Annotated in this window: 9 protein-coding genes and 1 pseudogene; 9 read left to right on the top strand and 1 reads right to left on the bottom strand. The window is 25.8% G+C overall.

Annotated elements, in window-relative coordinates:
* Nucleotides 1-158: 158 nt before the first annotated feature.
* Nucleotides 159-1,832: pseudogene (locus tag GOQ20_RS01055) on the top strand (IS1634 family transposase).
* Between the two features lie 103 nt (nucleotides 1,833-1,935).
* On the opposite strand, the gene GOQ20_RS01050 reads toward GOQ20_RS01055, so the two are convergent.
* Nucleotides 1,936-2,631 carry a PQ-loop domain-containing transporter gene (locus GOQ20_RS01050; RefSeq protein WP_167845065.1) on the bottom strand — a complete coding sequence of 232 codons (696 nt, stop codon included), beginning with the start codon at nucleotides 2,629-2,631 and terminating at the stop codon, nucleotides 1,936-1,938.
* Nucleotides 2,632-2,679: 48 nt separating this feature from the next.
* Between GOQ20_RS01050 and mnmE the strand changes: the two genes are divergently transcribed.
* The 8 genes from mnmE (at nucleotide 2,680) to GOQ20_RS01010 (ending at nucleotide 13,141) form a co-directional block, all read left to right on the top strand.
* Entirely contained in the window at nucleotides 2,680-4,038 is a 1,359-nt protein-coding gene (gene mnmE, locus GOQ20_RS01045; protein WP_167845064.1) for a tRNA uridine-5-carboxymethylaminomethyl(34) synthesis GTPase MnmE, read from the top strand.
* 1 nt (nucleotide 4,039) lies between these two features.
* Nucleotides 4,040-4,834, top strand: coding sequence for a TatD family hydrolase (locus GOQ20_RS01040; protein WP_167845063.1), 795 nt, complete (start codon nucleotides 4,040-4,042; stop codon nucleotides 4,832-4,834).
* The gene (gene rsmA / locus GOQ20_RS01035; RefSeq protein WP_167845062.1) at nucleotides 4,834-5,607 is read left to right on the top strand and encodes a 16S rRNA (adenine(1518)-N(6)/adenine(1519)-N(6))-dimethyltransferase RsmA; all 774 of its coding nucleotides are present in this window, start codon (nucleotides 4,834-4,836) and stop codon (nucleotides 5,605-5,607) included. The genes GOQ20_RS01040 and rsmA overlap by 1 nt, the downstream gene beginning before the upstream one ends.
* A 242-nt stretch (nucleotides 5,608-5,849) precedes the next feature.
* Nucleotides 5,850-7,037 carry an elongation factor Tu gene (gene tuf / locus GOQ20_RS01030; RefSeq protein ID WP_167845061.1) on the top strand — a complete coding sequence of 396 codons (1,188 nt, stop codon included), beginning with the start codon at nucleotides 5,850-5,852 and terminating at the stop codon, nucleotides 7,035-7,037.
* 202 nt (nucleotides 7,038-7,239) lie between these two features.
* A complete protein-coding gene (locus tag GOQ20_RS01025) occupies nucleotides 7,240-8,181 on the top strand; it encodes a Dam family site-specific DNA-(adenine-N6)-methyltransferase (protein ID WP_167845060.1) in 942 nt (313 codons plus the stop codon).
* Entirely contained in the window at nucleotides 8,181-9,203 is a 1,023-nt protein-coding gene (locus GOQ20_RS01020; RefSeq protein WP_167845059.1) for a DNA adenine methylase, read from the top strand. The genes GOQ20_RS01025 and GOQ20_RS01020 overlap by 1 nt, the downstream gene beginning before the upstream one ends.
* Entirely contained in the window at nucleotides 9,191-11,878 is a 2,688-nt protein-coding gene (locus GOQ20_RS01015) for an McrB family protein (protein ID WP_167845058.1), read from the top strand. Before GOQ20_RS01020 ends, GOQ20_RS01015 begins: the two co-directional genes overlap by 13 nt.
* Complete coding sequence (locus GOQ20_RS01010) at nucleotides 11,879-13,141, top strand: LlaJI family restriction endonuclease (RefSeq protein WP_167845057.1); 1,263 nt, start codon at nucleotides 11,879-11,881, stop codon at nucleotides 13,139-13,141.
* Nucleotides 13,142-13,290 lie beyond the last annotated feature (149 nt).

The following is a 13,290-nucleotide window of genomic DNA, read 5'->3' as shown; positions in this document are numbered from 1 at the left end:
ATGAAATTTTGCAGCGGAAAACTATCAAGTAGATATTAAGAGTTTATTTTCCTGCGTTTCCCACTTAAGTGAGTTTTTTTACATTTTCGCAGCAGTACATATTTATCTAATAAATATGTAAAAAACCTAGTAATTTACTAGGTAAAATATGATATAATATGTGCATGCAAGCAAAAACAAAAGAAAAAAGAACATGAATATTGTGTGTTTCTAAACAAAAAGCAGGTACATATATACAGGTCGGGTGCAGAAAAATAAAAGGTACAGGATATGAAACTAGATTTGGGATTGGCTATGAACATGACTTTGAGAAGTATCAAAAAAATTCAATTGAAAAAATCAAAATGCTTGTTAAAGACATACCTTTAACAACTCCCAAAGAAGAAATTATTGAAATTATTAATCAAAAGTTTAAAGAAAACAAAAATGATCTTGTTGAATATAGAAAAAGATTTAAGGGATATGAACTTGTTTCTTCGTTGGTTGATCATTTTGACATTTTTAAAGACTGTCATAAAACAAAATCAGTAAGTTTAAAAGAAGTTGTGATGCAACAAATTTATCAAAGATTAAAAGAGCCATTAAGTATTTTAGGCACTTTCAATAGTCTAAAAAAAGAACAAGAATTTGTTTATTCTAAAAATTCTTTTTACAGATCGTTAGATTACATCGCTGAAAATAGGGGGCAAATTTTACAAAATGTAAATTCAGTTCTTGTAAATGAACACAAAAGAGATGTAGAAATCATATGATATGATTCCACCACTACTTATTTTGAAACTTTTAGTAGAGAAGGGTACAAAAAACCTGGTTATTCAAAGGACGGTAAGTTTAAAGAAGATCAAATTGTTATTGGGATAGCAACTGATTCAAACGGAATTCCACTACATTACAAAGTCTTTCCTGGGAATACAACAGATGCAAACACATTCATCCCTTTTGTCTTGGAAATTCAAAAAATATATAAGATAAAACAAATTACAATTATCGCTGATAAAGGTATGTCTTTAAACAAAAACATCAGATTTTTAGAGTCCAAAGGTTTAAAATTCATTATTTCTTACCGGATGAAAACAGGAACAAAAGACTTTAAAGAATTTGTTTTAAACCAAGAAGGTTATATTCATTCTAAAACCGGTTTAGTGCATAAATCAGAAGAATTTCTTTCTCAATATAGAAACGGTAGAATCAATGGAAAAATAAGAAAAAGAATCATTACTTTTAGTAAGAAGAGAGCAAGAAAAGATGCAGAAGATAGACAAATTTTAATCAATAACTTCCTCAAGAAAGCTAAAAACGGAAAAGTTTCTTATGAAGATATTGCAGGCGGGAAGAAATATAGATTCTTTAAAGCTGTTGACAAATCTGGTTATTATGAACTTGATAACGAAAAGATTTTGCAAGATGAAAAGTTCGATGGATATTATGTTTACGAGACAAATAGATATGATTTAACTCCTGATTAAATTGTAGATTTATATGCAAAACAATGAAAAGTTGAAGAGAATTTTAGAAGCTTAAAGAGTAGATTAGTTCTTAGACCCATGTATTTATCAAGTTGGAAACACATTACTGGTTATATCTGTCTTTGCTTTTTAGGTTTAGTTTTAATGAAATTCTTAGTTTTCAAAATTAATGATTTAATAGGTTTATCTCAAAAAGATAAATTTACAGAACATAGATTAAACAAAATGATTAATGACATTATAGAAGTTGAAGAAAAATTCAACAATAAAACAGTCAAAATTTTCGATATTAAAGATAAAAGTTTGGAAGATAGTTGAAATGACTATCTATTAATTCAAAAAGTTTTAGAAATGATTAAAAAGTAAAAATAAATATCCGCTTCAAACGGATATTTTGCTTTTTATACTAGCAAGTGGGAAACGCAGGAGTTGTAGATTTTTTAATTAAAAAAGTACCTAATAAAGGTACTTATATACTTTGTTTTTTAGATTTAAGTTTATCATTAAGAGTAAATCCGAACTGAATAGAAAATAAAGTAAGTGATATTGATTGTCAAGTAAGTGAAATAATTAAATTTACAATTGATTTTGATTCTGATAAATCAATTTTAATTTTTACAATTCATAAAACAATTCAGAAGATATTGTTAATTACATAAAGTAAAAACATGTAAATTGAAATACCTTTTCAATTATTTGTTTTAAATGACATTCATAATTGCGGAGTAAAAGCAAGAGTTGTAAGACCAGGAGCTATTGCTGAAAAGATACTTGCACCTGAATCAGGAATTCTAACATTTTTAGCTGCTAAATAAATAACAACAAAAATAATTCCAATTACAAATGTTGCTATAACTCCTAAATAACCATACATTTTTTGTTTTTTAGAAAATTCTGTTTTGTAATGATAAAGTAAAATAGTCATTCATCCATTAACAAAAAGTGAAATACCATCAGCTAGAACAACAGTTCATAAATTACTTGGATGAAGAGATCCATACATTACTCACAGTAAAATACCGATGTGAAATACTCAAAATGATATAAAACTTACATCACCTGTTTTTTTATCTTTAAGTAATTTTAATAATTGTGGGATGCTAAGTGAAATCACTAAAATAGAACAAATTCAACCTAGCACAGTATCAAGTGTTTGTAATTGCATATATAATAAATTTTATACAAATATCAAATATAAAGTAAAATAAATTACATGTATGATAATATAGCTGCTATTTCGTCTGGTTCAAGAACTAATCAACCGATTTCAATTGTTAGGTTAGCAGGTCCAGATACGTTAGAAATAATTAAAAAAATATTTAAAGGTAGACTTGGAAGTGATCATGAAATTACTTATGGTCATATTTACGATAACGATCAATTAATCGATGAAGTTTTAGTTATGTGGTTTTTAGGTAAAAAAGACAGCAACGGAAACTTAATTTTTAACAACTACGTAGGCGAACCTATTATTGAAATTAATTGTCATGGTGGGATTGTAGTTACAAACAAAGTTTTAGAACTTTTACTTAAAAATGGTGCTAGGTTAGCTGAACCTGGTGAATTTACAAGAAGAGCTTTTTTAAATGGGAAAATGGACTTAGTTAAAGCAGAAGCTATTCATGATTTAATAATGTCAAAAACAAGCAAGCAATCACTTGCATCAGTTAATAAATTTAATGGAAAAACTAGTGAATTAATTGATAACTTCTTGAAAGAAATTTCACTTTTAATTGGAATGGCTGAAGTTAATATTGACTACCCTGAATATGATGATATTGAACAACTTGATACAAGTAAAATGCTTGTAAAAGTAAATAAATTGATTGATGATTTAAATAATGTTATTAAGGTTTCCGAAGATGCTAAATACATCTTTGAAGGTGTAAATGTTGCTATTTTAGGAAAACCCAATGTTGGTAAAAGTAGTATTTTAAATTCTCTTCTTTCTGAAGATAAAGCAATTGTTACTGATATTGCAGGAACTACAAGAGATTTAGTTGAAGCAAGTTATCAAATTAATGGAATGCTTTTTAAACTTGTTGATACAGCAGGTATTAGAAAAACAGATGAGAAAATAGAATCAATTGGGATACAAAAATCTTTAGAACAAATTGAAAAATCAGATTTAATTATTCATGTAGTCGAACCAACTCAAAATGATAATGAATTTGACAAATATATTGAAGAACAAGCATTAAAACATCAAAAAATGTATGTAAAAGTTGTTAATAAGTCAGATCTTTTAAATATTGAAAAACAAAAAGAATTAATATACGTTTCAGCTATAAATAAAGATATTAAAGAACTTGAAAATAAAATGGTTGAATTATTTCAACATATTGATATTTTTGACGAAAAAATATTATCTAACACCAGACAATTGTCATTAATTAAAAAAGCTTGTGAAAACCTTTTAGACGCTAAAAATAGTTTAGAAAATTACCAAACATTTGATGTTATTATTATTGATTTGTACGCAGCTTGAGATAATCTTCAAAATATTAAAGGAAATGTAAATCGTGAAGATTTATTAGATGTTATGTTTGCAAACTTTTGTTTAGGGAAATAATATGGGTAAAAAAAGAAGTAATTTTATTGATGCTCACAATCATATAACTACTAAGTTTTATTCTGAAGAGCAAATTCAAAAAATAATTAATAAAGCAACCGAAAACGATATTGAATTTATGATTGTAAATGGTGGACATAGAAGTGAAAATATCGAAGTTTTAGAACTAGCAAAAAAATATCCAATTATTAAACCTGCAATTGGAATCCACCCTGAAGATGGTGAAGGTGAAAACGATGTGCTGCTTTATAAACATTTAATTAATGAAGATGTCGTAGCGATTGGTGAAATAGGTTTAGATTACTATTATGAAGATGCTCCAAGCAGAGAAAATCAACTTAAAAGTTTTGAAAACCAAGTTAAATTAGCTGATGAACTTAAATTACCTGTTGTTGTCCACGTAAGAGATAAAGAAGAACAAGAACTAGCTTATAAAGATGCTTACGAAATTCTTAAAAAATATAAGAATTTAAAAGTTATGTTGCACACATATGCAGGTAATATTGAATGAGCAAAGTTATTTTTAGAATTAGGATGTTATTTTTCTTTTAGTGGTGTTATTACATTCGGTTCTAGTGATAAAACAAGAGAAGTTTTAGAGTTTATTCCGCTAGATAATTTATTGATCGAAACTGATGCACCTTACTTAAGACCACATCCATTTAAAAATGTTTTAAATGATCCTAATCAAGTTCTTTTTACTACTTATTATGCCGCGGGTCTTAAAAAAGTCGGGATTGAAAAATTTGTAACAAAAATAAATTCAAATTTAAGAAAGTTGTTTAATTTAAAATAATGAAAAAAGAAATATATGCAAAAAAACAGTTTGGTCAAAACTTCTTACAAGATAAAAACATTATTAAAAAAATAGTAAAAGTTTTTGATTTAAATAACGAAAATATAATTGAAATTGGTCCTGGTAGAGGTGCTTTAACCAGAGAACTTTTAGAAGTTGCAAAAAGTGTTATTGCTTTTGAAATCGATAAAGATATGATTGATGTTCTTAATAAAGAATTTAATCAAAAAGACAATTTTATTTTAGTTAATGAAGATTTTTTAAAAATCGATATTTCAAATTACAAAGATTATTACATTGTTGCAAATATTCCTTATTACATTACAACTGATATTCTTTTTAAAATTTTCGAGCAATTTAGAAACTTTAAAGGTGTTGTTTTAATGGTTCAAAAAGAAGTTGCAGAAAGAATAGTCGCAAAAGAAAGGACTAAAAACTATTCTAAATTATCAGTTACATCACAATTTTTAGCTGAAACAAAATTAGAATTTGTGGTTCCTGCTAGTTGCTTTTCACCAGCTCCAAAAGTTGATTCTGCAATTATTTCTTTTAAATTTAAAGATTTAAAAGAAGAAAACATTAAAGATAAGCTCGAATTTTTCAAATTATGTTTTCAAAATCGTAGAAAAAAATTATCTTATTCATTAAAAACTATTTTTAATAGTTCGCTTATAAATGAATCATTCCAAAAAATGGGTAAAAACGATAATTTGAGAATTCAAGAACTAACTGTAGAACAAATTACAAAGCTCTATGATTTACTTAAAAAGTAAATATAAATTACTTCGTTAATTAAAAAATACAGATTTAATATTTATTAATAAATATTAAAAATTAGGTTAACAATTTTAATGCTTGATTATATAAATTATTTTTTATGGTAAAATATATTTGCTAAATCTATTAATGTTTACGGACAGGTTCTAGCTGAAAGACTAGACTTAGGTGGTTTTAGCGCTAAAACATTCAAAAATTAAAATAATAAAAATAATATTTTTACTAGAAAGGATTCAAAATGGCAAAATTAGATTTTGATCGTAGTAAAGAACACGTTAACGTTGGTACAATTGGTCACGTTGACCACGGTAAAACAACTTTAACAGCTGCTATTGCTACAGTTTTATCTAAAAAAGGATTATCAGAAGCTCGTGATTACGCTTCTATCGATAATGCACCAGAAGAAAGAGCACGTGGAATTACAATTAACACAGCTCACATCGAATACCAAACAGAAGCTCGTCACTACGCTCACGTAGACTGTCCAGGTCACGCTGACTACGTTAAAAACATGATTACAGGGGCTGCTCAAATGGATGGAGCTATCTTAGTTGTTGCTGCAACAGATGGACCTATGCCTCAAACACGTGAACACATTCTTCTTTCAAAACAAGTTGGTGTGCCTCGTATCGTTGTTTTCTTAAACAAATGTGATATGTTAGAAGGTGAAGAAGAAATGATTGAACTTGTTGAAATGGAAGTTCGTTCACTTCTTTCAGAATACGGATTTGACGGAGATAACGCTCCAATTATCCGTGGTTCTGCAACAGAAGCTCTTGCTGGAAACCCTAAATATGAAGAAGCAGTTATGGAACTTATGAACGCTGTTGATACATACATCGAAACTCCAGTTAAAGAATTTGACAAACCATTCTTAATGGCTGTTGAAGACGTATTCACAATTACAGGACGTGGAACAGTTGCTACAGGTCGTGTAGAACGTGGAACATTAAAATTAAACGATGAAGTTGAAATCGTTGGATTAAAACCTACTAAAAAAACAGTTGTTACAGGAATCGAAATGTTCCGTAAAAACCTTAAAGAAGCACAAGCTGGAGATAACGCTGGATTATTACTTCGTGGAGTAAACCGTGAAGACATCGAACGTGGACAAGTTTTAGCTAAACCAGGTTCAATCGTTCCTCATACAGAATTCGAAGCTGCTATCTATGTACTTAAAAAAGAAGAAGGTGGACGTCACACACCATTCTTCAAAAACTACAAACCTCAATTCTACTTCCGTACAACAGACGTAACAGGTGGAGTTGAATTCGAAGCTGGACGTGAAATGGTTATGCCAGGTGAAAACGTTAACCTTAAAGTTAAACTTATCGCACCTATCGCTGTTGAAGAGGGAACAAAATTCTCTATCCGTGAAGGTGGACGTACAGTTGGTGCTGGATCAGTTACAAAAATCCTTAAATAATATCCAAAAACAATGAAATATAATAAAAAAATTGGGGTTTCCCAATTTTTTTATTATATGAATTTTTAAATTATTTAAAACAAAACATTTTAATTTTGCATAAAATTATATAATTATTTTGAAACTAATTGTATTTAAAAAAGTAATTTTATAAACATAAAAATATTTATAAAAAATAATATAAAAATAGGAAGAATTAGCAATGAAATTAATTAAATCACCAATAAATTACACAGGAAATAAATATAGGATTCTTGATCAATTAAATACCTTTTTTCCAAAAAAAATCGATTGCATGGTCGATCTTTTTTGTGGTGGAGCAACTGTTGGGTTAAATATCAATGCAAAAAAAATCATTTTTGTTGATAATAACGAAAGAATAATTAATTTACTTGTTTTTCTTTCTAAACAAAATTTCGATGACTTTATTATAAAATGCGAAAAAATAATCAAAAAATATAACCTTTCTTATTCAGCAAAACACGGATACAAATTTTATCTCGATCAATGTAAAGAAAAAAGTACAAATAATGGTTTGAAAGAATACAATTATATAGGTTTTTACAAAATGCGCAATGACTATAATTCCTTAGTCGATAAAAACACAGAAGAAAGTAATTTATTGCTTTATATCCTTATGATTTATTCATTTAATAATGATATAAGGTTTAACAGTGATGGTCATTTTAATTTACCTGTCGGGAAAACGGATTTAAACAAAATGAATATAAATAAAGTAAAAGAATATATTTTACGCATTCAATCTATTGAATCAGAATTTATATGTGCTAGTTTTGAAGATTTAAATGATTTAGGTATTATAGAAAAAGCAGATTTTATATATATGGACCCCCCTTATTTAATAACTAACGCTGTTTATAACTCTGGTTGAAAAAGAGAACAAGAATACGCACTCCTAGATTTTATAGACTCTTTAATTGAAAGAAAAGTGAATTTTGCTTTATCTAATATTCTTGAAAAAATCGGAAAAGTAAATGAACCATTGCAATATTGATGTTATAAAAAAGATGCATTAATAAATATTCATGACATAAATTATCATTATAGAAGTTCTAGCTACAACAAAATAAAAAGAAATTCTAATGAAAAAGAAGTGTTAATAACAAATAAGGAGTATAAATAATGAAAATAGAAAATAGAAGGTATATAGGTTGTAAAACAAAACTTTTAAATTTTATATACGATAGTATAAAAGAGTTTAATTACTCTAAAAATTCTATTTTTGCAGATATTTTTGCAGGAACTGGAGTTGTCGCACATAAATTTGCAACTGAAGGTTATAGAACAATATTAAATGACACACTTTACTCCAATTATGTAGTTTATCAAGGTGTTTTTGGAAAAGGGAAGGTACGCAAGAAACTATTAAAAGAAATAATAAATGAATTAAATAAAATAAAAGGTGAAGATTTAGAAGAAAATTATTTTTCAAATATATATGGTGGAAAATATTTTTCTGTTAATGATGCAAAAAAAATAGGTTACATTCGAGAGTATATAGAAAACAAAAAATCAGAACTAAGCGAAAAAGAATATTATTCCTTAATTTCATCTTTAATTTACATAAGTGATAGAATAGCGAATACAGTGGGTCACTTCGAATCTTTTTTAAAAAAAGAACCTATTGACAAAAAATGAAATTTATCATTATTAGAAAATTTGTCTACAAAAAATGATTCCGAATTATTCAATGAAGACGCTAACAGTCTTGTAAAAAAAATTAAAGCTGATATTGTTTACATTGACCCTCCTTATAACGCTAGACAATATATAAATTTTTATCATGTACTTGAAAATTTAGCAAGATGAGAAAAACCTACAGAATTTGAAGGTAAATCAATGAAGTTCAAAAGGGATGAACTAAAAAGTGGATATTCTCGTAGTACTGCACCTCTATTGTTTGAAGATTTAATAAATAATATAAATTCTAAATTAATAGTCGTTTCCTACAATAATACATATAAAGCAGGAAGTACTTCTTCTGTTAATAAGATCACAGAAGAACAAATGATTAATATCCTTAAGAAAAAAGGAAGAGTCATAATTAAAGAAATACCTTATAAAGTATTTAATTCTGGAAAAACAGAACTAAAAGGACACAAAGAATTATTATATATATGTGAGGTAAATAAATGAGATTATTAGATTTTTATTTAAACAAAAACGAAGATAAAGAATGATTCGAGGAATTTAGTAGTTCAAGTGATGACTGTTCAGGAAAATTTTTATCTTGTTTCAATGTTAATTTTAGAAGTATAAAATCATTTTATACTCAATTACAAACGTTTGAAAATAAATTAGGTTTAAAAAGAGAAGAATGAAAAGATTATCAAAAAAAGGGGCAAGAAAGAGATAAACACAGAATCAATAGTTTAATAAATGCTGGTTTTATTGAATTAAAAGATAATAAATACAATATTACAAAAAAAGGTGAAGAACTTTTTAGAATTTATAAAAACCCTTTATTAACAGAAAATGAAAAACGATTATTAAATTTTATGTTGTTTGTAAATTATTCTAAGAAAAACAATGAATATGATTTAATAAAAAGAACTTTAAAACTAGAAAGTGTCTTAACTAAACAAGATTTTAATATTAATAAACTACTTGTTGAACTAAAAAAATCGATTAACCTAACAACAAAAGAAGACTTTGTCAAAAAAGATATTTTTTGACTTATGTCTTTTATAGATGATGAAGAATTTATTAAATTCTATTTAAGATCTACAAAGAAAGAAAAAGAAGATTTATTCAATCTAGTAATTAATCGTTTAGAAAAAAAGAATGAAGAAGATGTAATCTCAAAAAAATTTAGAAATGGTGGAGTTTATACTTCCAAAACTTTTAAAGATGAAATTAATATAGTATTTTCTATCTTGATATTATTAGCGATTATGGATATTGATTGAATTAATTACATCAATATAATATCTGCATTTTACGCAGATTGTAATCCTAATAAAATAATATCTTTTATAAACGAAAATAAAAATGTTTATGAAAAAGTATATTCTAACTCATTCTTAAAAATAAATAATATTTGTAAAAAAGATAAAAAAGAGGAAATAATTATGAGTATTCAAAAAAATTTAAAGGAGATTAAATTAGTTTTAGAAATTGAAACAGGAATAGAACCTTTATCGCCCGAATGATTTGAACAAGAAAGTGAAAAATTTAAATATCTTGATGAAAAAACGGAATCTATTTATCTAAATTTCCAAAATAGTTTTAATAAAGAACAATTAATAAAATTGTCAGGTGAAGAATTGATTAATAATTTATTTATTGGTAAAAATAACATAAATCTTTGCTATGAATTAGAACAAATATCAAGACAAGGAATCTTTTTAGATGGTGCAAAAAACAAAAATCTTTATGAATATCCATTATTTTTTGATAAAGAAAAAAATTCTTGGGTCACTTGCACAGACGACAACTTTAAACTTTTGACTATAGAAGAAGCTATTGAAAAAGGACAAAAGATAAGAGATGAATTATTAGAAATAATAAATACAATTGAAAAAATAAAAAATTTTAAAAATGTACAAGATTATATTACGTTACAAGAGAAAATAGAAATTACATCTCCAGATTTATTTAACAACAAATGGGTGATTAAATATCTCCATATGATTTTCAAAGATTTAATACCAGTTTTTTGTGACATGGAAATGCAAAATAAAGTTTTAAATATTCTTGATATAAATCCTCTAAATTCTATGTACGGAAAAATAGGACAAATTATTGAGTTTAAAAATACACATAACTTTTCTAATCTTGTTTTTGGAAAAATAATAAAAAATTATTTAATGGATACAAAAAAAGAAGAAAGGGTTAATGGTGGGGAGAATATTATTTTTTATGGTGTGCCCGGTTCAGGAAAATCGCATATTATAAAAGAAGAATATTGTAAAGATGAAAATTATGTTGAAAGATTGGTTTTTCACCCTGATTACACATATACAGATTTCATAGGGCAAATTATGCCTAAAATAACAGAAGATAAAAATTTAATTTATGAATTTAATCCAGGTCCATTTACAAAAATATTAAAAAAATCTTACGAAAATCCATCTAAAAAATTTTATTTAATAATTGAAGAAATTAATAGAGGGAATGCTCCAGCTATATTTGGCGATGTTTTTCAATTATTAGATAGACAAGGTCCAAAAATAAAAGATTATAAAAATAATAAATGGGTGGATAATCCAAGTTATGGAGAAAGCGAATATTCTATTACTAACTTGGAAATTGCTAAAACAGTATATGGGGATGAAGAACACAAAGTATCAATTCCGTCTAATCTTTATATTTTGTGCACAATGAATACTAGTGACCAAAATGTATTTACACTTGATACAGCATTTCAAAGAAGATGAAATATGAAACTTATAAAAAATGAATTAAAAAATGATGAATTCAATAACGAATTTATTAATACAAAAATTTTAGATTCAAATATAACTTGACAAAAATTTTTAACTGTTATAAATGAATTAATAATTGAAAAAAGTAATGGTATAAATTCCACTGAAGATAAAAGAATGGGTATTTATTTTGTTAATTCTGAAGAATTAAAATTACCAGAAGATAATAATAAAAATTTAAAGTTTCCAGAAAAAGTTCTTAAATATATGTGAGACGATGCTTTTAAATTTAATAGAGACGAAGTTTTCGATATCCAAAAAGTAAATACTTTAGAAAAAGTTATTAAAGAGTTTAGTGAAGCAAAAGAAGATCAAAGATTTTTCAAAATTTTTAAAGAAAATGTTGCTCAAATGCTAAAGGAATCGGATTCGGATAATGAAAAGAAAAACTAAATGTTTAATAAGGATAAAAAAATATTTTTAAAAGAACAATTTTCTGTTAAAAATGAAGAAAATTCTAATAAATTTGTTGGTATTAAAATAAAATCTTCAAATATTACAATCCAATTTCCATTAGGTTATGAAATACCACACGAAGAATCTGAGTTAAAATCGGATATTAAAGACTTACTATATTTGTTATCAAGTTTTCTGGATAAAAAAGATGGCGAAATTATTAATAATAATTTTGATTTCTCAATTAAAACCAATTTTCCTATTCAAGCTTATTTAAATGTAATTAATTATTTTTTTAGCAAAAATGGAAATTATTACACTGAAAATGATATTAATTATAAAATAAACAAAAAAGGAAAAATAGATTGAACAAAAACCATAAAAAGAATAAAACCTTTTTTTACAAACGGTTCTGTATTTTATTTAAATAATGTTGTTCGAAATAAAGAAGAAAACGTAAACAAATTAATCACTGAAATTCATAAATTTTGCGTTAGAGAAAGTTTTGAAAAAATAGGTTGAATCTATACTAATTTTTTACCTAAAAAAATAAATGCTCCATCTGACAAAAAAACAATGATTTCTATTTTGAAAAATAAAATTTCTCTTACACACAATGATTTTGATAAAGTTCTTTTTACTTCTATGATTGCAATTATAGAATTTATGAATACCGAAGACATAAATAAAGAATATTTTTTCGGCACAGAATACTTTGAGAGAATATGAGAAAAATTAGTAGATGCTCTTTTTGGAGAAAAAAATAAATCATATTACTTTCCAAGAGCTAAGTGAATAGAAAGATATGGTAAAAAAGAAACTAAAAAAATTAGCGCATTAGAACCAGACACAATAATGAAATACAAGAATGATTATTATGTTCTTGATTCAAAATATTATAGATATGCTGTAAATTCACAACCTAATGTTTTTTCATTGCCTCAATCTTCTGATATCAACAAACAAATTACTTACGGTAGATTTGTTAACAAAAGAAAAAAATCAAAAAACTCCACTGTTTATAATGCTTTTATTTTACCTTACAACAAAAATCGAAACTCTTTTAAAAGCGATAAAGAAGAAGCGGTGTTTTTAAATGTAGCAGAGGCTACCGGTGATTGAATTGAAAATCCACAGACATATGAACTTGTTCAATGTATTTTAATAGATACTAAATATCTCTTAAAAAATTATTCAAAAGATCACGATAGTAATAAATATAAATTATCGAAGGAAATAAAAAAGTATTTTAATAAATAAAAAGAAATTTTTTTAAAGTTATTCAAACTTAGTTTTAATAAAATAAAATAATATTTTTTCATACTTTTAAACTTATTTTTTAGGTATAAAAGTTATTTTTTATTTTAAAAAATCATTATTTATCTGTAATTTTTGTTTTATAATTTAAA

This window comes from Mycoplasmopsis gallinacea, assembly GCF_012220205.1.
GTDB classification, from domain to species: domain Bacteria; phylum Bacillota_I; class Bacilli_A; order Mycoplasmatales; family Metamycoplasmataceae; genus Mycoplasmopsis; species Mycoplasmopsis gallinacea_A.
Note: the sequence above shows the minus strand (reverse complement) of the source record. Positions and strands in the feature narration are given on the sequence as shown.